The organism is Oceanobacillus chungangensis, assembly GCF_003369565.1.
Taxonomy (GTDB): Bacteria; Bacillota; Bacilli; order Bacillales; family Amphibacillaceae; genus Oceanobacillus; species Oceanobacillus chungangensis.
This window is the reverse complement of the sequence record NZ_PIOD01000005.1, coordinates 438,299-460,154: the sequence shown is the minus strand read 5'-3', so window position 1 is coordinate 460,154 and position 21,856 is coordinate 438,299. Positions and strand designations below refer to the sequence as shown.

The following is a 21,856-nucleotide window of genomic DNA, read 5'->3' as shown; positions in this document are numbered from 1 at the left end:
ACTTCCCTTTTCATCTTTCTTCGTTACGATATTCCGTTAGCGATGCAGCATAATCAAGCAAACGATTAGCCGCTATTGTTCGCAACTTATATGCTTTGATTTGGGAAAATAGATTATCAGGTTTCGCATTTACTTCTAATAGTTTGATAGACTCATATTGATCAATACAAAGATCGACAGCTATCTCACCAAATTCTCCAATTTCTTGTTCAACTGTCAGCACGATTGCTTTTGCCGCTTTAGCCAACTCATTTGTCCGATAACGACGCTTATTTGCATTAGGATACAAGACTTCCATTACCTTACTCAATCGAACATTCTCTTCAAACTCTTCGTTCATCACTTCTTCTTTAGTCAAACGAGTAACCATCCCTGTTCTGAGCCAGTTTTTCTTTTGGCTTTTTTGCATATAGACACGAATCTCAATGTTTTTACCGTCGATTCTTTTTCTTCTAATCCCTTCTTGGACGAGATATGGTGTCTTTTGGATGAGAGAGGAGGTGAATAAAATCAAATCATCCATCTGTTTAAACTCCTGCACTGTACTGGAATTAAATTCATAAAGACTAATCCCGGAAGGCTTCCGAATAACTCGAATTAACCCTTTACTTAATGAGCCGTCCAATGGTTTTAAATACACTTCGCCATAGAGATTCAGCATTTCTATTAAGTTATTCGCCCCCGTTAGAAGTCGTGTCTCCGGTAAATATGCTTCATGTTCTTTTGATAGTAATTGGAATGTTGACCATTTATTACCTGTTAATTGGAATAATGCCGGTGGATTGATAAAAGGAATGTGGTGGATGGTTTGCAGCTTTACTCTTATTTCGTCAATACTATAACCAAGTTTCTTTTTACCACGAAATAAAAAACGATCATATATGACAGCTGGAAATGGAAACGTCCCTTCGCCATCTAGTGTTGTACCCCGAATGACTTGTTTATCCCAGTCAATATCCAAGGGCTCAAAAACATAGACGAACATTTGCTTTTCCTTTGCAAGTTTAAATAAATGTTGAAAATAAGTTGTTTGCCTGTCGAACGGTTTTTTCGCCAATATCCCGATAATCGGCCCTAATGTAATTACACTACCTCGTGCTGTTAGTTTTGGAATCCAATTATTCGGAAGGTTTAATTCTGACCGTAACGATTTAGACAGCTGAATCGTATCCGCATTTCGAAATGCGAATGGATATGCATGAATCGTTGCAGGAGAGATATTCTTACCCGCACTGACAAACGTCTGCTCCCCTTCTTTTAAGTGAAACTTCTCCCTCATTTTCTTTGGAATGTTAATAATAAGACCTGTATCATAGGAAGCATTTGGAACGGTGATGTCCCAATTTTTACGAATATCACTGGACTCTTCAATTTCCCTTCCATGTTCAATCATCTCAATTAAATAATCGATTTCCTCCTTAAACTTCAAGTAACTGGAGGTCGCTAGAAGTTTTGATTTTATTTCTTGCCATAGCTTTTTTAATACAGGGATATTCGCATGATAATATGCGCGTTGAATATTTGGATGAAACAAGAAATCGGCTTGCAATTCATGATGATGCCGAGCTACCAAATAGGCTAAACAAAGAATTGACTTGGTAAGCTTTGACTCCAGAATCATCGAACTAAGGGAAATATATTCAAATCCATATGACTTCACACGAAAACGTCCGATTCCCCCGTGGGTTGTTCGTCTTCTCTTCTTTGCCGTTCTTGGTTCCTCAATCATCGCAATCGGAATTGCAAGATAGTGATCTAATGCTCGTAACAAAGATAACGATGGGGCTAATCCAAAATGAAGATGCCCACCACATTGGTAACCATTAAATGGCATACTTCCTGAACGAAATTCAATATTTTGATATGGGACCATTGTTGATGCCTTTTCAATTAGCTGTTTTATATGATGATGAAGTTCATCAGGTGAATCCGCCTTTTCCGGTCTTATTTCCACTAAAGCATATTCTCCACTATCCTTTTCAATCTGCCGATCATCACAGCCTATATCTCCTTCGATCGGAAAAAATGTGGAGGCAGGAAGCAGTTCTTGATCGCAGCTCAGCATAAACTCAATATCCGCACCAATCGTAAATGGGATCTTTGGCTCCTCTGTATCATCAACATTTTCCATGCTTACAGGATTTATATCTACAACGATCGCACGTTCATTTGCCAGAATGCCTAATTTTACATACCCTTTTGTATACCCTGTAACATAAAGGGCACGAATTGCTACCATATGCCATTCTAATGGTACTTGGTCACCATCAACCTCTTCCCACTCCCATCCATAGGCTGCTGTTCGAATTGAAATTTCTTCAAATATTGCCTGCTGAGCAACAGCTCGTTCTATTTTTTTTATTGACAGGCCATCTACATATAGTCTGTATTCCTTGTCAATGGAATACAGTTTTGTATAAAAGTCATGCTCACTTTCAAGCGTTTGTTCCATTAGATGGATGACAGAAATATCTTTTCCATTATGGTTACCGAACCTACGCCCTACTATTGGATATACACATGTTCTCGGATCCATTACTTCAATAACGGGAACATTATTTAATTTTAGGATTTGTAACATTAACTCTTTATCAGATTCAATCCAGAATCTCTCCTTCATCAAATCCACAAAAAAACCTCCAATACAAAAGATCCATCTCACTTCTTTATTTAATAATATTCCTGCACTCCCTAAGGCTTTAAGAAGAAAGTGCATATTTAATGCAGGAGTAATCATAACTTTTATATAATATGCCTATCTACAAAACTTTCTACCTTGTTTATTCCATATTTCCCGCCCATTTTCTAAAATGTAAATTTAGCCTAGAATATGCAGGGTTAAAATCTAATTTCGTAATGTAAAAATTGACTTCTAGACACAGGAGGTTTGATGAGTAGTTTATCTTATGCTGTAATTCAAATAGAGACACAAATGTTGTTAGGTTATTGTTTTCGAAGATCAGTGTTCGAGTGAACAAGCTTCTGTGATATACATTAGACATAGGAAAAGTGTTAATGTTCCAGGATGTTAGCTGAACGAATTGGATATTTCATTTGGTACTCAACAATCTTCCTAGGATTGATACGGTGGAATTTTAAAGTGAATCTGGAATGGGAGCAGTTCGTTAGGTGATTGACGATTTTTATGAAACAAAGATGAATAAATCAAGCAACATTTCATTATTCTGCATTAGTTAATATAGAGTAATAGATGGACCAGCATATGTAACACAAGGAGCTGATGCGGCAATGAAATATATTCAAAGAGACTATATAAAATATAATCTAGGCAATGGATATATGTGCTCCCTTGTCGAAGCCTTACATGCCACACCACCAGCAGCAGATATATTTACAAAGCAAATTGTAGAGGAGATCATGGAATCTACCGGTTGCGCAGGTATTATTAGTACTGTGTCAAGAAAGCTTGTTGATCTAAACCGGATTCCGAATGAAGATAATGCCAAAGCGATTATGGAGCATCGAAATGTACTAAAGGAAACATTGGAGTTTCTAAATATTTTAAAGCCTATTCAAAATCAACTCAACCATCCATTTTTACACCTGTCATTCCATGGAATGAAGGATGAACATTATGGTCCATTTGCGATAGAAATCGGAACGGTTAAAGGCGAATCCTGTTCACCAGAAATTAGTGATTGGGTCGAGGATACATTAACAAGGAAGACAAAAGAAGTTTTACCAAACATTAGCTTTATTTTTAATCGAAAATTTATTGGTAATCCATCCATTTCCTTTCATCGAGTAGGAGATAAAAAGGATTATCAAGGATATGGTTCTAATTTTAATACAATCCAAATTGAAATATCTAAAACCATCCGTAAAGAATATCGCTTTCAAATAATAAAAATATTTACAGAAACAATCAAAGAATTTCAAGAAAAATTTGTAAACCCATCGAGAAGCAATTGAAAAGCTGATTGTTCGTTTGGTGACGGCATGGAGAGAACTGAAGCATCTGGACATAAGGCTAGGTCCAATAGGATGTTAGTGCTTAGTGGACCTAGCTGTATAATTCGGATGGAGTTGCAAAAATTTCAATACAAAATGCTGAGACAAAATAAAACATTAAACTATGGAAGCGAAGAATATACTAATTTAGCGTAGGGAAGATACTCCTACGGGAGAAAAGGCCTGGATGAGACTACGTAGTGCGATAGCACGGAGGAGGCTCAACAGCCGCCCGTGGAAAGCGAAGTATATCCCCGGAGCGGCTTAGCTTCCTAACAATCAAATTAAACTTTTGTTAAACCACTTATGCCCCAGCCACTTGGTTATGATTCTAAAATTTCCTTTACATAATTCGGCAAAGCAAAGGATGAAAGAAATAATTCTTTATTAATATATTTTGTATCTTCATCCTGAAGTCTTGATAAATCAGCATCGAGAGGGTCATATTTCTTAGAAGCAATTATTAAACTCCAAATACCTGAAGGGAAGAGTGGAATGGTAATTAAATACGTACGAACAATTGGAAATAATTCTTTTAAAGACCGATATGTTTTCCGCAATGTTGAAGTATTATAAAATGGAGATCCCGACTGAAAGACCACTATACCATCATCGGTAAGTCCATCATAAACGTCTTTGTAAAATTCAGATTTAAATAGATTTTTAGCTTGGCCAACAGGATCTGGACGATCGATAATTAATACATCGTACTCCCGATTTTCTTTAATCCACTCAATACCATCTTGATGTACGACACGAAATCGACTATCCTTATCGTAATATGAGTCTGGTGTTAACCATGTTCTGCAGACGCTTGTAACTTGAGGATCAAGTTCAACTACAGTAATTTCTTCAATAGAGGCATATTTCATCGCCTCCCTTGCCTGACCACTGTCGCCCCCACCTATTGCTGCCACTTTTTTAGGATTCGGATGTGTAATAATTGGAATATGACTAATCATTTCATTATAGATAAATCCTTCACCAGTAGAAATCTGTGGTACACCGTCAAGTACTAGCAATCTTCCAAAACCCTTCGTCTCAACAACACTAATCTCTTGGATAGGAGATACTTCGTAATGAAGTAAGGATTTTACTTTATATTCGGTTTTCATTCTTGCATTTACAACATAATTTGAAATCCACAATTGATCATGGATTTTTTTATAATGCTTTAACTCCCTTTCTTCAACCACTTTCATCACCTCGTGAATATGCTATGCTAGGACAGGGGGACAGGTTCCTTGTCCTAGTGGTTGATGGTGTGGTTAGTGACTGGAGTTGGATGATTTATATGAAAAAGAGATGAGATCCTTTTTCCAATTTTCCCATCTCATTTTCTATTTATCCAGTGGTAGTTTGCCAGATTTTAACTTAACTCTCCAACAATCTCTTTCACTTCAATCCGACGACCCTCTTCATGCGACAAAGCTGCCACTTCATTAATCAATGTTAAATTCACTATATCTTCTTTCGTAATAAAAGACTTGACTCCTGTGTTAATTGCATTAGCCCATTGTTCCATCGGCATGGGTACAGTCGGCAGCTGTTCTTCTAGAGTCACCCACTGATTATCTGCTACATGAATACTTTTTAGCTGAATTTGATCTTTGTTAATTAGCAGCGTTCCTTCCGTCCCATATAACTCTAGCTGAAACTGGCTTCCGTGTGATAAGAAACTTGTTTCAATAATGCCGAGCGCTCCTGATTCGTACTCGACCATAACTGCACTACTATCATCCACATCTACACTTGTTTGGGATTGCAGACGTGCATAGATTGCCTGTACAGGTCCTGCTAAACGATTTGTAAGATAGATTGGGTGTGCCCCGAGATCAATTAATGCCCCGCCACCCGATTGTTGTTTATTAAAAAATCTCTCAGGCAACCAGCCACTGGGATTTTCTTTGCTTACTACTGCTCCATTATGTGCCGTTCGACAGCGAATCATTGTTAAATCGCCAAGCCAGCCATCTTTTATCGACTTTTCCGCGTATAAATAATTATTATCGGTTAATCGTGGCAAGGACACCATTAACTCAACTTTATATGCTTCGACAGTGCTAATAATCTCTTTACAATCTTCGAGAGAAAAAGCCAAGACCTTTTCAGTAAAGATATGCTTTTTCTGTTTTGCAGCTTCAATGATAATTTCTTTATGCAAGTTAGTAGGTGTTGCTACAATAACGGCATCGATATTTGGATTCGATAAAACCGATTGTAAGTTTGCTTCAAATGGAACACCTAATTCATCTGCCCATTTTTCGCCGCGTTCATGATCTTCATCCCACACAAGTTGAATGGAGATTTGCTCATTATTTTTAGCTTCTCGAGCATAATCATCAGCATGTACATGCCACCTACTTAATAGCGCAACCTGAATCATTACTTATCGCTCCTAATTATTCCATTAGAAAACTTTGCATTTCCTTTACTGCAAATATAACATTTTCCACGTTTTGGCACAGTCATAGGCTTCCTCAAATTTCCATTTTTTCCTAATCGATATTACTCCGCTTCTTGACCACGATGACACTACTCCTTCACAGATCCAGACGTCAACCCAGACACAATCCTCCTCTGGAACAGCAATACAAGCACGACAATTGGAATCGTCACAATCACAGTCGCAGCAGATATATCTCCCCATGGAACGGAGAATTCACTTTGGAACATCGATATTCCAACTGGGACTGTTCGCCACACATCATCACTATTAATCGTAAGGGCGAATAAATATTCATTCCAAGCTGCAATAAATACTAGAATTCCAGTTGTAAATACACCTGGTGCTGCAAGCGGGAAGATGATTTTTCGAAACGTTTGAAACGGTGTTGCCCCATCGAGTTTTGCCGACTCTTCCAATTCAAATGGAATTTTTTGAAAGAATGTCGATAAAATCCAGATTGATAATGGCAGACTGATTGTGATATATGGGATGACCAGTCCTAGATAGCTGTTGCGCAGGCCAAGATCAGTTACTAAATTAAACATCGGCGAAATAATTGCGATTTGCGGAAACATCGATGATGCCAGGACGATACCAAGGATGAGTCCTTTTCCTTTAATCGGCAATCTTGTGACCGCATAGGCTGTGAGCGATGCAAATGCTAAAGAAAGAATCGTTGTTATACCAGAAACGACGAAGCTATTTAGCATATAGCGCAATAACGGGCGATTGGTTAGTGCAGCTTCGTACGAGTCAAGCGATGGATTAGTAGTAAACCATCTAAAAGTCGAGAATATTTCACTCTGCGGCTTAATTGATGTTAGGAACACCCAGATAAACGGGAACATCACTAAAAATACGAATAAGACTAAAAATAGGTAGAAACCGATACCTGCTCGTTTATTCATTTCGTAATCCTCCTCATTTTGTCCGACCTGCGAATAAATCCGAACCAATGAATTTTACATAAATAAAACTAATGATTGCGACACATAGGAATACGATTACAGACAGAACGGAACCTTCGCCGAAATTTTGCTGTGCGAACAATGTTTTATATGCGTACACAGAAATCGATTCTGTCGCATTTGCCGGTCCCCCGCCTGTCAATACATAGATAAGGTCGAACACACGGAATGCATCTAACGTTCTAAATAATAAAGCAACCAAAATCGATGATTTCAGAAGTGGCAGTGTAATGCTCCAAAACTGCTGAAATTTATTCGCACCGTCTACATCTGATGCTTCATATAAGGATTGCGGGATTGTTTGTAATCCAGCTAACAATAAGAGTGCCATGTATGGCGTTGTCTTCCAAACGTCCGCTAAAATAATCGAGAACATCGAGCCTTCTGATGTTGACAATAACCATGATGCATTCGGTATGATATTCCATGCTTCTAAGTAATGACCGACAATTCCTGACTGCCCATCATAAAGGAATCCCCACATCATCGCGGCAACTGCTGTAGGTATTGCCCAAGGAATAAGTACCGATGCTCGGATAATTCCCCTGCCTTTAAACGCACGGTTAATCAATAAGGCAATTGCCAAACCGATTACTAATTCAAGTGCGACAGATATTACGGTAAAAAATGCAGTATTGCCGATTGATTGCCACATACGCTGATCCTTAAAGTACTTCCCGTAATTGGCAAAACCGATGAAGTTAGATTTTAAGATCGTTTTCCCTGTTGCGCCGAGCAAGTCTGCAGTTTGCATGAATTTCATACTGTTTGCTTCATCATCAATAGATTCAGAGATTGTCGACAAGCTCTGCTGATACGATTCGAGCGCCCCGCGATAATCGGCTGCGAAGTCATTATCAACTTCTGAATACTTCAATTCGGAATCAGTAATCGGGGTAAAATTCATCAGAAGCTCATCAATTTTTTCTACCTTGCCTTTAATCTCCTCGTCGCTAATCAAGGTTGCATGATAGGATTCAACCCCATGCTTTATCTCCGCAATTGTCTCCTTTGCTTCCTCACTGTCAGTTATCGTCGCCAAATCATCGAGCTGTCTATCGATATAAAAATGATTATCAACATAGCGTTCGAGGTCAATGTTTGCATTCATCATTAACTGCGAACGAGCTGGATCATTTAACCGATAATCAAACATACTATTCCAGAAAGATTGGGCAACCGGCCACAGAACAACAATAAATACGAGAATAAGAGATGGCAGCACCATTGCATATCCGAGCTGTTTTTCGCTTAATTGAAATCCCCGCTTCTTCTTTTTCATCTTTACACCCCTCTTGCGTTTATGTACTGGGAAATATTTTTAAGGAAAAACAAGATGGGAGTTCTCACCCATCTTGTCCTCACAAACTATGTTTCAACCAATTATTCATTCATTGCTGCTTCAATTTTCGTTTGCATATTAGTTGCTGCTTCTTGCGCTGATTGGTCACCAGTCAGTACTTTTGAAATTTCAATTTGCATAATATCAGAAACTTCCGGATAAATTGGTGATACTGGTCGTGATACTGCACTGTCCAATACAGCAATAAAATCTGGGTTTGCGAATAACTCACTCGCATCTTTTACTTCTTGATCATCATAAAGTGCCTTCAATGTTGGCGCACGTCCACCGTTTACCGCAGTGATTTTTTGCCCTTCTTCGCCAGAAATAAATTTAACAAATTCCCAAGCTTCTTCTGGATGCTCAGAATAACGATTAATCATCGTCATCCAGCCACCAAGTGCAGCTGCATTCCCTGCATCCCCAGCTGGAAGTGTTGTCATAGCAACTTTTCCTGCAATTTTTGATTTTTCCTCATCATTGGAAGAAGACTGCATATATGGCCAGTTACGTGCAAACACAGATTTACCTTCTATAAATGCATTTTCCGTATCAATCTCTTGGAAATTAAGGATATTTCCTGGAACGAAGTCCGATCCAACAACTTCCTTCATTTTTTCAATTGCCTTCACCGTCTCAGGACTGTCAACAACGACATTATTCTCTTCGTCGATTACTTGTCCACCATATGAAGCGATGAATTCAATCGCATTCGTAATTAGCCCTTCATACTGTGCGGCCTGCATAATATACCCAAACTCTGTGCCCTCTTGCCCTTTCAAGGCGTTCGCCTGTTCAATTAATTCGTCCCATGTCGTTGGCGGCTCTTCTATAATATCTGTCCGATAATAGAACACACCTGCGTCTGTATATTGCGGCATTGCCCACTGCTTCCCATTAAAATTAGCAGCAGCAACTGTGCCCGGGAAATATGCATCCATATCAATCCCGTCTCGTTCAATGAGACGATCTAGCTCTAATGCATAGTTTGCTTGTGCAAACTCCGCCGGCCAAATAACATCTGCGTTAAACACATCAATTTCCGTACTTTGTGAACTAAAGGCAGTTACATATTGATCATGAGATTGCCCTGTATCTGCTGGCATTTCACGAGATTCTATTTTAATATGTGGAAATTTCTTCTCAAATGCTTCAATCACCATGTCCGTCCCGGGAGTAGTATCCACACCACGTGCATAGACGATTGTAACCTGCTCCTTCTCTTCCCCTTCATCTGTCGCTTCATCTGAAGTGCTACCTTGCTCTTCTGCTGCCGTGTCTGTATCATCCTTCTTATCTTCCTCTGTTGATGATGGACTATCACTCGAACATGCAACTAAAAATAGTGCCAAAGCAATTAAAAATAAACTACACAGTGCATTTCTCCACAACTTCATTTCATTGCCCCCTTTGTCATATCGTGTTCATTTTCCTGTTCTATGAAAATATGAAAACGATTACATTTTCTATTTTATTATACGATAAATATAATTGTTGTCAATACAATTAAAATATTCAGTTTTATAAATCTCTGTTACTTCCTGTTTTTTATCGAATGATGTCGTTGTGCGAATGGTCTTGGAGTGGAGCGCTTAGTGCCTTGAGTGGAGCTCTCACCCTAGATATGGAGCTCTCAATGCCTCGGATGGAGCTCTCTTCCTAAAAATAGAGCTGCCAGAGACATTCTCGGAGCACTCCCTGCACCTTATCTTCTCAGAAACCCACCTTCTGAATTTATCACTTGTCCAGTAATCCATTGAGCCTCACTACTTGCTAAAAATGCAACGAGTCGTGCGGCATCATCTGGAACACCGATTCGTCCCATTAAAAATCTCGGCAATAACGCTTGCTTGATTTCCTCAGACATCCATCCCGAATCAGTCGGTCCCGGATTCACTGCATTAACCGTAATCCCGAGCGGTGCGAGCTCTGCAGATAATGATAGTGTGAATGCAGAAATAGCACCCTTTGTAGCAACATAGGCTAATTCTCCAATCATCGGGCCTTGCGCCTGTCCAGATGTCAAATTAATAATTCTGCCCGAAACCTTATCTGATTTCTTGAATCGTTTTGCAAATTCAACGCTAAGTAGAATCGTTGCCCTCATATTTACTGCATAATGATCGTCTAGCAGCTTAGCATCTAGATTCATATAGCCATCACTTAGCGAATGTGCGGCATTATTTATTAATATTGTCGGCTGTCCTAATTGAGATTCTGCAGCATCTAGTATTTTCATAGGGGAGTCTGGATCAGATAAGTCAATTTCCAAATACTTGGATTGAACCCCTAACGCAACTAATTCTTTCTGAAATTGTACCGGCCAATTTGGGTCAGCCTGCCAATATGTGAAAAAGATATTCACACCCTCTGATGCTAGTTTTCGGCAAATTGCAGCGCCAATGCCTTTATGATGGCTTACTCCAGTGACTATTGCTGCTTGATTTAATAGTTGGCTAATTTTGAACACCTTCCTTTGATTGTAAACGATTACAATTATAGTATTGGTTTGTGGAGCCGTTGTCAAGAGAATGGCGGCTGAAGGGCCTGCCGCTCGATTTTGGACGGGCGTCGCTCGATTTCGATGATTGACGCTCGTTTTTGGACGTGCGTCGCTCGATTCCAAGCGTATGCCGCTCGATTAGGACGTTTAGAGAGTGCCTGTCACTCCCCGTGTTTTGTCGAATGATAGCATTTAGGCTCTTTTCCCTTTATGTAAGAAGTGATAGAATAGTATTATACATAACTTAATGTCAAAAGGAATGGAGGAGTAAAATGTACAGTGAACCTATCTTTTTACAACCTGTCTTCCAAGAACGAATTTGGGGTGGACAAAAGTTAAAGAAGGAATATAACTACGATATCCCATTTGAAAAGACTGGGGAAGCTTGGGTAATTTCAGCACATCCACATGGACCAAGCGTCATTATGAATGGACCTTTAAAGGGGAAAACCTTGGCTGATGTTTGGCAGAATTATGGAGAACTTTTTAATAAAGAAGCAGGTAACAAGGAGGAATATCCATTATTAATAAAAATAATAGATGCTGTGGATGATTTGTCCGTTCAAGTCCATCCAGATGACGAATTTGCTCGAAAAATGGAAGCGATCCCATTCGGTAAGACGGAATGCTGGTACATCTTAAGCGCGGAGCCTGATGCAGAAATTATCTTAGGTCACCATGCCAATTCCCGCGCGGAGCTGGAACAATTGATCGACAATGGCGAATGGGGGACTCTATTAAATCGAGTCAAAGTCAGTGCTGGAGATTTTTTCTATGTTCCAAGTGGGACGATTCATGCGATTGGCAAAGGAATTGTAATTCTGGAAACGCAGCAAAATTCCGACATAACCTACCGTGTTTACGATTATGACCGGACCGATGCTAATGGTGTTAATCGAGAATTACATTTAGAGCGCGCGAAAATGGTGACAACGGTCCCATACCAAGCTGTTGCATTCAATCAAAGCAGGGGAACAGTCGGAGATTTAAAGTTCAAGAGATTGGTAGAGGAAAAGTACTTCACCGTTGACCATTGGCATTTGAATGGAAACGTTTCACTAGAGTTAGATAAAGATTTCTTGCAAGTAAGTGTAATTGCGGGAAATGCGGTCATCACGGTTAACGAAAAATCTTTTGCTATTAAAAAGGGAAGTAATTTCATCTTGCCTCATACTATAGATAAATATGAGCTTTCTGGTGAAGCTGAATTTGTAGTTTCTACCGTTTGATAATATAGGCGGAGTCGGATCCTTTTAAACAGATATTTAATAGGATCCTTTCCGCAGTTTGGGTAAATAAATTGCTAATCATTCACCGCCAATAAAATAGCACCCTTCACGCCCTGTTCGTCATCGAGCTCAGGGGCGACAATTAAATCATCTACATTGTCAATCTTCAAATAGCCATTCATTTGCTTTGTAAATTCCTCGCGGATCATCGGATACAGCTTCTCCTGCTTCATCACTCCGCCACCGAGGATAATTTTCTCCGGTGATAGAATCACATAGTAATTCACAATTGCTTGTGCTAGATAATAGGCTGCCAGTTCCCATACCGCTTTATTATCTATAAGCTCTATCCCCTTTTTCCCGTAGCGCTGTTCGATTGCCGGACCGGAAACGAGACCCTCAATACAAGCACCGTGACTTGGACAACTTCCTGCAAAAGAATCATCCACATGCTTCTGAACAAAAATATGTCCCATTTCTGAATGGTTTTTACCTTGGAATAGCTTTCCATTTTGTACGAGCCCTGCCCCAATTCCTGTGCCCACCGTAATATAAAGGCAGCTATTCACATTGCGACCTGCGCCATATTTGTACTCACCAAGACAAGCTGCATTGACATCCGTATCCAAATAAACTGGAATCGAATATTCATTCTGAAGCCTTGATAGTAAAGGAAAATTCCGCCACTTCACCTTAGGAGTATGTAATACCTGGCCATAGGTACCGCTCTGTTTATCCAAATCAACAGGTCCAAACGAACCTACCCCAAGCGCCTCAATCGAATATTTATCAAAAAACTGCTTTGCTTCCGAAAGTGTATCATCTGGATCCTTATTCGGGAAAATTACCTTATCGAATATTTCCCCTGATTCATCGCCTACAGCACATACAAACTTCGTGCCGCCAGCTTCAATTCCACCAATTAACATATGCGTGCCCCCTTATGTTTATATTCTTTAGAAAGGAAAGCTTGTAAACATTTGCAAGTTTCCCTTCCTAGTAAACTATTATCAATTTTGGACTTTAAATGACTAGATTTACTGGAGAGCACACACACCACAGAATCCTAGCCCTTCACAGACCCAGCCAACAATCCCCTCACAAAATACTTCCCTAAGAAAATATAAACAAGCATCGTTGGCAAGGCTGCGAGCATGGCTCCTGCCATTTGCACATTCCATTGGACAATCTGGCTTCCGGATAGATTTTGTAATGCTACCATAATTGGTTGGTTATCGGACGTTGTGATCGTCACGGCGAATAGAAACTCATTCCATATGTTCGTAAACTGCCAGATAGCGACGACAACAAAACCAGTAATCGATAATGGAACAATCAGATGCCTAAATATCGCGAGAAAATTCGCACCATCTATTTTAGCTGCTTCAATCATTTCATCGGGGATATTTGCATAAAAATTCCGGAACATCAACGTTGTGATTGGCAACCCGTAAACGACATGAACGAGAATTAAGCCTGGAATCGTATTGTACATTTCAATATTACGTAAAAACTGAATCAATGGGATTAGAATACTTTGATACGGAATAAACATACCAAATAAGATAAAGAGAAACAGCGTGTTAGCCCCTCTGAAACGCCATTTCGACAAGACATAGCCATTCATCGCCCCTAATAATGCAGATAAAATTGTTGCTGGGACGACCAAATAAATGCTATTAAGAAAATTCGGTGCGAGTTTCGCAAATGCCTCTGAGTACGAGCTAAAATCGATTGTCGATGGTAATGCCCACATATTTTCCAGCGACACCTCGTCAAGCGGCTTAATACTTGTGACAATAATGACGTAAATCGGCATGATGAAGAGGACCGCAAATAAGATTAAAATAAAGTATTTGATGAACTTCCCAATTGGAAATGACGCCATTATTGATCACCCTTTCGACTGCTCCATAAATATGGAACAATAAATACTGCAACAAGGAGCAGCATAATAATCGCGATTGCAGCACCGTTTGCGTAATAGTTTCCTCTAAACGTCGTTTCAAACATATACACGCCGGGAACGTCGGTAACAAAGTTTGCCCCGGAACCTGTCATCGCATAGATTAAATCAAATATTTTAAGTGAAATATGTGCCATAATAATGATGACACTTATCGTAATCGGCGCGAGCATAGGAAGTACGACCTTCCAGTACACCTGAAATTCAGTTGCTCCATCCATTCGAGCCGCTTCCCTTAATTCATCGGGAATTCCTCTGAGTCCAGCTAAATACATCGCTAACGAGAAGCCAGTCATCTGCCAAACCGCTGCGATAACTACGGAAATAATTGCAACTGGCAAGCCGAATTCGATGCTTCCCCATTCAAAGCCTGCAAGGATGTTTGTGTCGGTATACCATTTCGGCTGAATGCCAAAAACACTTAAGAACTGATTAAATCCTGTTGACGGATTTAACAGCCACTGCCAGACGACCCCTGTTACAACAAACGATAGTGCCATCGGGAATAAGAAAATATTTCGGAAAATGCTTTCGCCTTTGAGCTTTTGATCAATTAAAATCGCTAGGCCCATGCCGATCACAATGACAGCGCCAATGAATAATATTGTGAAAAATAGTGTGTTTCGTAAATCCGCTTGGAAACGGAAATCCTGAAATAGGTAAAGATAGTTTTTCAATCCTGCAAAAGAAAAGTCTGGAATAAGGGAATTATAATTACTTAAGGAAACATATCCTGTCCAGCCAATAAATCCATATACAAATACGATAATTAAGATAATCGATGGAATCAGGAATGCAATTGCTGTCCACTGATCCTTGGAAATTTTTCGTTTTGTTTTTAACTGTACGTCACTCGCCATCGTAATCCCTCCATCTGAGGTACATCCATAATATGAATAGGCTGCCTGACATGAGGCAGCCTATTTCCTAAAGCCCTACATTTCTGGTGCTGCACTTACCAATGCTTGAATGAAATTATCTACGTCTCGTTGCGTCACGAAAATATTGACTGCCTGATTCGCTTTCGTTAAAAATCCTTCCGATGCTGCAGAACCGTGTGCAAGGCTCGGCACTAATCTCGAATTCTTGAAATCTTCCATTGTATCCTTCCCGTACTGATCATATTTTTCCGGGTCTGCATCGATTCGTGCAGGGATAGAACCTTTCAATGGATTAAATGCATCCTGGCCCTCTACAGAAGCAAGCACTTTTAGGAACTCCTTCACATCATCCGGATTATCGACTCCTTTTGGTAAGCCAAATGTATCGGTAATAACTTGGAATTCACCATCTGTATCTGGGAATGCAAAGTAACCGAAGTCTACATTCGTTTCCAAATCTAAGTCATTAGCAAAATATCCTTTTGCCCAGTCTCCCATGTTCAGCATCGCTGCTTCGCCATTTGCAACAAGCTGTGCTGAATCCTGCCAGTTACGAGAAGCATGGTCCTCATTTACATAGTCGAGGATTTTGCCGAATTGCTCTGCCGCTTCTGCAACTCGTGGATCATCAAAGCCAATTTCGCCAGCAAATAGCTTCTTATAATCATCCGGACCTAATTTTCCTAATAACACATTTTCAAAAATTTGTGTCGCTGTCCATGACTCTTTATCCCCAAGAGCAACTGGAATAGTTCCCGCTTCCTGTAACTTATCAGCAGCAGCGAAGAATTCATCCATCGTCGTTGGTACCTCGATTCCATTATCCTCAAACACTTGAATATTATAGAAGAAAACATTTCCTCGGTGAATATTTACTGGTATCGAATAAATATTGCCGTCACTGCTTACAAGATCAATTAACTCCTCTGGGAACTTATCCATCCATTCATTTTCTTCATAAAAATCGTTCAAAGGCTCCATCTTATCCGCGGCAACCCAGCTCTTATTCAGCTCTTCACCACCATGAACCTGGAATGTTGACGGTGGATCATTCCCTTGCATTCTTGTCGCTAGAACTGCTTTCGCGTTTGTTCCAGCACCACCTGATACTGCTGCATTATCAATTGCAATATCTGGATTCTTCTCCTCGAATAATTCAATCAATGCGAGTAGGCCATCCTCTTCCCCAGCACCTGTCCACCAGCTGAAGATTTCCACTTCCCCTTTTGAATCTGAACCGCCTTCGCTATTATCCTTCCCTGCATCATCCGTTTTCCCATCTGCATCTCCAGATGACTCCGAACTACAAGCTGCGATAAATAGCGCTAGTACAACGAATATAAAAAGTCCAAATATTTTCTTCTTCACTACATCTTCCCCCTTTTGTTTGATACCGCTTTCATAATCCATTATAAAGGACTTAACACCTACTTATCCGCAGTATCTCCTGTAATTTTTTACGTTTTCCTTCACTTTCTTAAGATTGCTTGCTGAAACTGCTTCGGCGATTCCTTATAATATTTTTTAAATACACGACTAAAATAATTCGGGTCCTTATAGCCAACCATGAAACTGATTTCTTTTAATGAATAAACATTTTCCTCAATCAATCCCTTTGCCTTCTGCATTCGAATCATTGTCAAATACTCGATAAAATTCATCCCAAACTCTTGCTTAAACACATTAGAAAAATAACTCGCACTTAAATTCACAGATGCCGCAGCATTTTCCAATGTAATCGCCTCTTGAGAATGTGTATGAATAAATTTCTTCGCTTGCTCCATAAACGACTTCGACTGATAATATTCCCTCATTTTGCTAGAGCATAAATGGAGGTATGTGTACCAATCTTGATTCGCTTTAATCGAAGAAAAGGAAATAGCTGGAGGGGCAATATTACGTGATATAAGTCCATTTTTTAACCGTATATACAAATCCTCTTTATCGGCTGATGTGAGCTTGTCCTGATACTTTTGAAACAATCGGCTTGTCTCTTCCTGCTGTCCTTTTTCAACAATTGCTTCGATTCTGGTGATGACATCTTCGTCACTTTGCTGGAATTTCCCCTTAGTCAAAAATCCGTACTGGCGCTTGCCATCTGCCGCAAGCTGCATACATGCTTCATATGCTTCCTCATAGGATTTCGGCATCTCCACAAAAAGTGCCGTTGGTGAGCCAATGCCAACATAGACAGCATCCCCTAATTTTTGCTGTAATCTTCTTGCAACCTGCGATATATCTGAGCGCTGAAGTATTGTAGATGCTAGAAAACAGACTACAATAATATCTTCAACTTGATGAGTAATAAATTGGGAGTCTGTTTCTTTTTCAAAGCTTTGCAGGCTATTTTCTACTGCCAATTTTGCCCCATGCTTCACGACAAAAAAACAGCCGCTTTGTATTTTAGGGAATAAATCTTTTTGCATCATTAAAGTCGACTCCTGAAGTGGCGCATGCATAAGCTCGGTAATAAATCGTTCATTCCTTAAGCCGAGTGCTTGGATTCTTTCTTGCTGCTGCATTTTCTCTGCTTCGATTTCTTTTTGCACACGCAATATAGCCTTAACGATTTCCTCCTTCCTCCCTGGTTTTAAAATATAATCCTTGATACCAAAACGCATCGCTTCTTTTGCATAATCGAAGGAATCATAAGCGGATACTAGGATAAACTTGATTGCAGGATTTTCCGTGTTAATTTTTTCAATTGCCTCCAATCCATTGATTCCTGGCATCCTGATATCCATGAACATAACGTCTGGGCTTTTTTTCGCAGCTAATTCAATTGCTTTCCTGCCATTTTCTGCTTCTGCAACCACCTCGATGTCCGGAAAATTTTCCTCGATAAATTTTCGCATTGCTTTTCGCTCAATTAATTCATCTTCAGCTAACAGGATTCGCATCGGTATCCCTCCTTTTCGGTATTCGTAAGCGGATAGTCGTTCCTTCATTGGGTGCAGACTCAATTTCGACTATTTCCTGCAGATGATAGTGGAGCTGGAGCCGGCGGATGACATTCGTAAGTCCAATTCCGGTTGAATGGCCGACATGTGCTTCCTCTTTAGTAGATAGAGATAATAAGCTTGCGACCCTTTCCTGCTCCATTCCAACGCCATCATCCTGCACTTCGATAATGACCTCTTGTTCTGTTTGATAGATTTCTAATATAATCGTCCCACCGTCTTCCTTTTCTTCGATTCCATGGATAAAGGCATTTTCAACTAGTGGCTGCAAGGTTAAACGTGGAATTTCGATATCCAAACAGGATGCATCAATCTTAAGATTAAATTGAATCCTCTCAGAAAAACGCACTTTTTGAATATGAAAATAATCCTTCACAATTGAGACCTCTTCTTTTAGTGGTACAAGCTTATCAATCTGTCCCAAGCTGTGACGAAGCAGCATCGCAACCGAATCAATTAATCCTGATGTCGTCTTCGCATCCTCTAAGTACGCCATTTTCGAGATAGTGTTTAGCGTATTAAATAGGAAATGCGGGTTGATTTGATTTTGCAAATGCTTCAATTCCATATCCTTCAATAGTTGGTCAAGCTCCGACTGGTCCTTGATTTCACTCACCAGCTCATGAATGCTTGTCCGCATATTATTAAACGTATCTCCAAGCAATTTCAATTCATCATTTGACTTAATTTCAATCTGCTTTCCAAGCAGGTCACCATTCGAAACCTCCTGTGCCGCATGGGATAACTTAGCAATTGGCTTCGTAATCCCTTTCGAAAACCATAATGCAAAGAAAATCGCCAACAGGATTGTCGAAATGAAAAGGAAAATAATGAACAGGAAGAAGCTCTCATTCCGCTCTTGCAAATCATGATAAAACGACTGATAATCGGTTAACTCCATATCTAGTATTTCTAGGGCAGACTCCTGGATATAGGTAGACGCAATTCTTGTTTCCTCAAGATGTGATGTATAATTTTCAATGTCATCCCTCAAAACAAATCCAACTGTAAGCTCTGTTTCATATATGAATGTTTCGATAATATTGAGGTAATTTTTAATTTCGATTTCATTCGCATTTGTAAAGGTATTGGCCAGCCGCTCCTTTTCTGCTTGTAATGCTTTTCTCGTAACGTAATATTCATCCTCATTTTCCGCATCCCGGTCTGTTACAATTTTCATCGTGTGCTCATAGAGCTCAGACGATTTTTGTGAAATGGCATTCAATAATAAAAATCTTCCAAAGCTATCATTATAAGATTTCATTAACTGATTAGAACTAATAAAAATCGATACTGCCGTAATTTGAAATAGAAATACAAAAACAAAGAAGTAGACAACTAGTTTCCCACGAATCGTTCTCATCTCGTAACACCGCTCGACTGCTGTACATCGTCTTTTTCCAGTATTCTCGTTTCTGTAAAAACTTCCTTATTTAACAGCACCTGCTCCTGCAGTTCAATCATTACCTCAACCGATTTACTGCCCATTTCTATCGGATACTGTGCAATTGTCGCATCGATTTTATTGCTGCGAATCAGGTCAAGCGTCCTTGGCAGCACATCAAAAGCAGTAATATACACCTCTTTATTTGGAGCAATTTCTTCAAGCCCCTTTACCATACCAATCCCATCTAGGGAACTCGTGCCAACTAACGCATTAATCTCCGGATGCTTCTTCAAGAGCTCATATGTAGCCTGGGTCGCACCAATCCGGGTAATATTCGATTCCATTAACGCAACGATCTCGATACGAGGATGGGACGCGATTTCCTGCTTCAACCCTTCGATCCGCTGTTGCTGATTAATCGCATCCAGCCTTCCAGTCACAATCCCCACATACTGCTCCCCCGTCGTATTCTCAATAATTGTCCGTCCTGCAAGCTGCCCCGCATAGAAGTTGTCTGTCCCAACATATGCATTCCGTTCACTGCTTTTCACGTCAGTATCAATCGTTATTACCGGTATCCCTCGCTCTACCGCCTTATGTACTAGGTCAACAAAACGCTCACCTTCTACCCCTTGTGTAATAATCCCATCCACCTTCGCAGCAATAAGTCTGTCCATCAGCCGAAGCAACTGCTCATTATCCGCCCGTTTTGGTGCTACATATTCTAGGAAAATAGCATTCTCTTCAGCAGCCTGCCTCGCCCCCTGCTCGATTAAACGCCAATACTCATTCTCCGATTCCTCAGCAATTAATGCGAAATGATAGGTGTAGTTATTTGACTTAGCAAATTCGCTTTGGATATAGAATGTTTTGTAGCCATAATAGAGCATAGCTGTGAAGCTCGTTAGGAAAACAGCGATGGATATTGTGTAGAGAACCCGCTTTTGAATGGCAGACATTTGGATCACCTTCTTTCATGGTAGCGCTTTCCGTATATTTTATCATGAAGTGGGAGTGTGGGGGTAGTGCTTTTGGACTGTCGCTCGATTGCGCATGAGAAACGTTCGTTTCGCTCACTACATTTATTCTTTCCGAACGTTATAGACTAGCAATCTCAAACTATAGCATGATAAATTACCGTTGATATCGTATAATGGAGCTATCAGATGGAGAATGGAGAATAAATATGTATAAATTAATTGCAATCGATATGGATGGGACCCTTTTAAATGACAACCACGAGGTACCTGAAGATGTAAAATCGACTTTAGACGAAGCAAAAAGACAAGGAATCAAAATTGTACTCTGCTCAGGTCGCCCGATTGGCGGCATGCGAAACTATATTGAAGCTCTTAACCTTGACGAAGAAGGCGATTTCGCTATTGCATATAATGGTGCGTTCGTGCAAGATACGCACACCAACGACGTTGTAGCTCAATTATCGCTAGGACATGATGATTTGGTAAAGCTGCACGATATAAGTGTTGAATTGAATTCACCAATGCATTTCTTTGACGTAAATGGCCTGTATACGCCAAACGCGAATATTAGTGAATATACGGTTCTAGAATCGTATTTAAATAAAATCCCTTTAGCTTATCGTCAGGTGAGCGATGTACCGACTGATTTATCTATTCCGAAAATCATGTTTATTGATAAGCCTGTTAACTTAAATCAGACGATAGAAGCACTTCCTGAGCACCTAAATGAACAGTATACGATTGTTCAAAGTTCCCCATATTTCCTTGAATTCGTTCATCCAGAAGCAAGCAAAGGAAACGCAGTAAAAAGATTAGCGGAACAGCTTGGGATTAAGCAAGAGGAAGTAATGAGCATCGGTGATAATGGAAATGATTTATCGATGATCAAGTACGCAGGATGTGGTGTAGCAATGGGTAATGCTATTCCGGAAGTTAAAGAAGCAGCTGATTTTGTAACTCTTACCAATAATGAGAGTGGAGTTGCTTATGTGATTGAGAAGTTGGCGTTGGAGCCTTTGAAGGTTCTGTAGTAGCGCCTGACACTTCCCGAGATATTTTGAAATTTGTAGGATTGTTTGGATGGATGGAGTGCTTGTGACTGGAGTTGAAGCATCTAAAAATCAAGTGGAGCTCTTATAGCCAAGGCCGGAGCATCCAACAATCATAGTGGAGCGTATATGTCAGAGTCGGAGCGTTCACAAGTAAATTTGGAGCTATT

Annotated in this window: 17 protein-coding genes; 3 read left to right on the top strand and 14 right to left on the bottom strand. The window is 40.0% G+C overall.

Going from position 1 to position 21,856, the window contains the following annotated elements:
* Nucleotides 1–10: 10 nt before the first annotated feature.
* Nucleotides 11–2,620, bottom strand: coding sequence for a putative amidoligase domain-containing protein (locus tag CWR45_RS05790; RefSeq protein WP_245975357.1), 2,610 nt, complete (start codon nucleotides 2,618–2,620; stop codon nucleotides 11–13).
* Between the two features lie 629 nt (nucleotides 2,621–3,249).
* Between CWR45_RS05790 and CWR45_RS05785 the strand changes: the two genes are divergently transcribed.
* Entirely contained in the window at nucleotides 3,250–3,933 is a 684-nt protein-coding gene (locus CWR45_RS05785; protein ID WP_115748878.1) for a hypothetical protein, read from the top strand.
* A 362-nt stretch (nucleotides 3,934–4,295) separates the two neighbouring features.
* Here the strand turns inward: CWR45_RS05785 and speE are convergent, their stop codons facing one another.
* From speE to CWR45_RS05755, 6 genes are all read right to left on the bottom strand, one after another.
* Nucleotides 4,296–5,168 (bottom strand): polyamine aminopropyltransferase, encoded by an 873-nt coding sequence (gene speE / locus CWR45_RS05780; RefSeq protein ID WP_245975345.1) that lies wholly within the window; start codon nucleotides 5,166–5,168, stop codon nucleotides 4,296–4,298.
* A 173-nt stretch (nucleotides 5,169–5,341) separates the two neighbouring features.
* On the bottom strand, nucleotides 5,342–6,358 hold the full coding sequence (locus CWR45_RS05775; protein WP_115748875.1) for a Gfo/Idh/MocA family protein: 1,017 nt from the start codon (nucleotides 6,356–6,358) through the stop codon (nucleotides 5,342–5,344).
* Nucleotides 6,359–6,507: 149 nt separating this feature from the next.
* Complete coding sequence (locus tag CWR45_RS05770; protein WP_115748873.1) at nucleotides 6,508–7,329, bottom strand: carbohydrate ABC transporter permease; 822 nt, start codon at nucleotides 7,327–7,329, stop codon at nucleotides 6,508–6,510.
* Nucleotides 7,330–7,342: 13 nt separating this feature from the next.
* Nucleotides 7,343–8,671 carry a carbohydrate ABC transporter permease gene (locus CWR45_RS05765; RefSeq protein WP_115748871.1) on the bottom strand — a complete coding sequence of 443 codons (1,329 nt, stop codon included), beginning with the start codon at nucleotides 8,669–8,671 and terminating at the stop codon, nucleotides 7,343–7,345.
* A 101-nt stretch (nucleotides 8,672–8,772) separates the two neighbouring features.
* On the bottom strand, nucleotides 8,773–10,128 hold the full coding sequence (locus CWR45_RS05760) for an ABC transporter substrate-binding protein (protein WP_115748869.1): 1,356 nt from the start codon (nucleotides 10,126–10,128) through the stop codon (nucleotides 8,773–8,775).
* A 308-nt stretch (nucleotides 10,129–10,436) separates the two neighbouring features.
* The gene (locus CWR45_RS05755) at nucleotides 10,437–11,192 is read right to left on the bottom strand and encodes an SDR family oxidoreductase (RefSeq protein ID WP_115748986.1); all 756 of its coding nucleotides are present in this window, start codon (nucleotides 11,190–11,192) and stop codon (nucleotides 10,437–10,439) included.
* Nucleotides 11,193–11,506: 314 nt separating this feature from the next.
* Here CWR45_RS05755 and manA point away from each other — a divergent pair, with 314 nt between their 5' ends.
* On the top strand, nucleotides 11,507–12,463 hold the full coding sequence (manA, locus tag CWR45_RS05750) for a mannose-6-phosphate isomerase, class I (protein WP_115748867.1): 957 nt from the start codon (nucleotides 11,507–11,509) through the stop codon (nucleotides 12,461–12,463).
* Between the two features lie 74 nt (nucleotides 12,464–12,537).
* On the opposite strand, the gene CWR45_RS05745 is transcribed toward manA, so the two are convergent.
* The 7 genes from CWR45_RS05745 to CWR45_RS05715 form a co-directional block, all read right to left on the bottom strand.
* Entirely contained in the window at nucleotides 12,538–13,392 is an 855-nt protein-coding gene (locus CWR45_RS05745) for an ROK family protein (RefSeq protein WP_115748865.1), read from the bottom strand.
* Between the two features lie 137 nt (nucleotides 13,393–13,529).
* Entirely contained in the window at nucleotides 13,530–14,282 is a 753-nt protein-coding gene (locus CWR45_RS05740; protein WP_425453598.1) for a carbohydrate ABC transporter permease, read from the bottom strand.
* 68 nt (nucleotides 14,283–14,350) lie between these two features.
* The gene (locus CWR45_RS05735; RefSeq protein ID WP_115748861.1) at nucleotides 14,351–15,289 is read right to left on the bottom strand and encodes a carbohydrate ABC transporter permease; all 939 of its coding nucleotides are present in this window, start codon (nucleotides 15,287–15,289) and stop codon (nucleotides 14,351–14,353) included.
* Nucleotides 15,290–15,364: 75 nt separating this feature from the next.
* Nucleotides 15,365–16,720, bottom strand: a complete 1,356-nt coding sequence (locus tag CWR45_RS05730; RefSeq protein WP_211315936.1) for an ABC transporter substrate-binding protein — start codon at nucleotides 16,718–16,720, stop codon at nucleotides 15,365–15,367.
* Nucleotides 16,721–16,779: 59 nt separating this feature from the next.
* A complete protein-coding gene (locus CWR45_RS05725) occupies nucleotides 16,780–18,210 on the bottom strand; it encodes a response regulator transcription factor (protein ID WP_170138800.1) in 1,431 nt (476 codons plus the stop codon).
* Complete coding sequence (locus CWR45_RS05720; RefSeq protein WP_115748857.1) at nucleotides 18,191–19,633, bottom strand: sensor histidine kinase; 1,443 nt, start codon at nucleotides 19,631–19,633, stop codon at nucleotides 18,191–18,193. Before CWR45_RS05720 ends, CWR45_RS05725 begins: the two co-directional genes overlap by 20 nt.
* The gene (locus tag CWR45_RS05715; protein WP_115748855.1) at nucleotides 19,630–20,616 is read right to left on the bottom strand and encodes a sugar-binding protein; all 987 of its coding nucleotides are present in this window, start codon (nucleotides 20,614–20,616) and stop codon (nucleotides 19,630–19,632) included. Before CWR45_RS05715 ends, CWR45_RS05720 begins: the two co-directional genes overlap by 4 nt.
* Nucleotides 20,617–20,843: 227 nt before the next feature.
* On the opposite strand from CWR45_RS05715, the gene yidA reads away from it, so the two are divergent.
* Nucleotides 20,844–21,668 carry a sugar-phosphatase gene (yidA, locus tag CWR45_RS05710; RefSeq protein ID WP_115748854.1) on the top strand — a complete coding sequence of 275 codons (825 nt, stop codon included), beginning with the start codon at nucleotides 20,844–20,846 and terminating at the stop codon, nucleotides 21,666–21,668.
* Nucleotides 21,669–21,856: the final 188 nt, after the last annotated feature.

What these genes read in the sequence shown, in the direction of transcription:
- CWR45_RS05790 (WP_245975357.1), bottom strand. Translation starts at nt 2,620, where the DNA reads ATGAAGGAGAGATTCTGGATTGAATCTGATAAAGAGTTAATGTTACAA.
- CWR45_RS05785 (WP_115748878.1), top strand. Translation starts at nt 3,250, where the DNA reads ATGAAATATATTCAAAGAGACTATATAAAATATAATCTAGGCAATGGA.
- CWR45_RS05775 (WP_115748875.1), bottom strand. Translation starts at nt 6,358, where the DNA reads ATGATTCAGGTTGCGCTATTAAGTAGGTGGCATGTACATGCTGATGAT.
- CWR45_RS05770 (WP_115748873.1), bottom strand. Translation starts at nt 7,329, where the DNA reads ATGAATAAACGAGCAGGTATCGGTTTCTACCTATTTTTAGTCTTATTC.
- CWR45_RS05765 (WP_115748871.1), bottom strand. Translation starts at nt 8,671, where the DNA reads ATGAAAAAGAAGAAGCGGGGATTTCAATTAAGCGAAAAACAGCTCGGA.
- CWR45_RS05760 (WP_115748869.1), bottom strand. Translation starts at nt 10,128, where the DNA reads ATGAAGTTGTGGAGAAATGCACTGTGTAGTTTATTTTTAATTGCTTTG.
- manA (WP_115748867.1), top strand. Translation starts at nt 11,507, where the DNA reads ATGTACAGTGAACCTATCTTTTTACAACCTGTCTTCCAAGAACGAATT.
- CWR45_RS05745 (WP_115748865.1), bottom strand. Translation starts at nt 13,392, where the DNA reads ATGTTAATTGGTGGAATTGAAGCTGGCGGCACGAAGTTTGTATGTGCT.
- CWR45_RS05740 (WP_425453598.1), bottom strand. Translation starts at nt 14,282, where the DNA reads ATGCCGATTTACGTCATTATTGTCACAAGTATTAAGCCGCTTGACGAG.
- CWR45_RS05735 (WP_115748861.1), bottom strand. Translation starts at nt 15,289, where the DNA reads ATGGCGAGTGACGTACAGTTAAAAACAAAACGAAAAATTTCCAAGGAT.
- CWR45_RS05730 (WP_211315936.1), bottom strand. Translation starts at nt 16,720, where the DNA reads ATGGATTATGAAAGCGGTATCAAACAAAAGGGGGAAGATGTAGTGAAG.
- CWR45_RS05725 (WP_170138800.1), bottom strand. Translation starts at nt 18,210, where the DNA reads ATGCGAATCCTGTTAGCTGAAGATGAATTAATTGAGCGAAAAGCAATG.
- CWR45_RS05720 (WP_115748857.1), bottom strand. Translation starts at nt 19,633, where the DNA reads ATGAGAACGATTCGTGGGAAACTAGTTGTCTACTTCTTTGTTTTTGTA.
- CWR45_RS05715 (WP_115748855.1), bottom strand. Translation starts at nt 20,616, where the DNA reads ATGTCTGCCATTCAAAAGCGGGTTCTCTACACAATATCCATCGCTGTT.
- yidA (WP_115748854.1), top strand. Translation starts at nt 20,844, where the DNA reads ATGTATAAATTAATTGCAATCGATATGGATGGGACCCTTTTAAATGAC.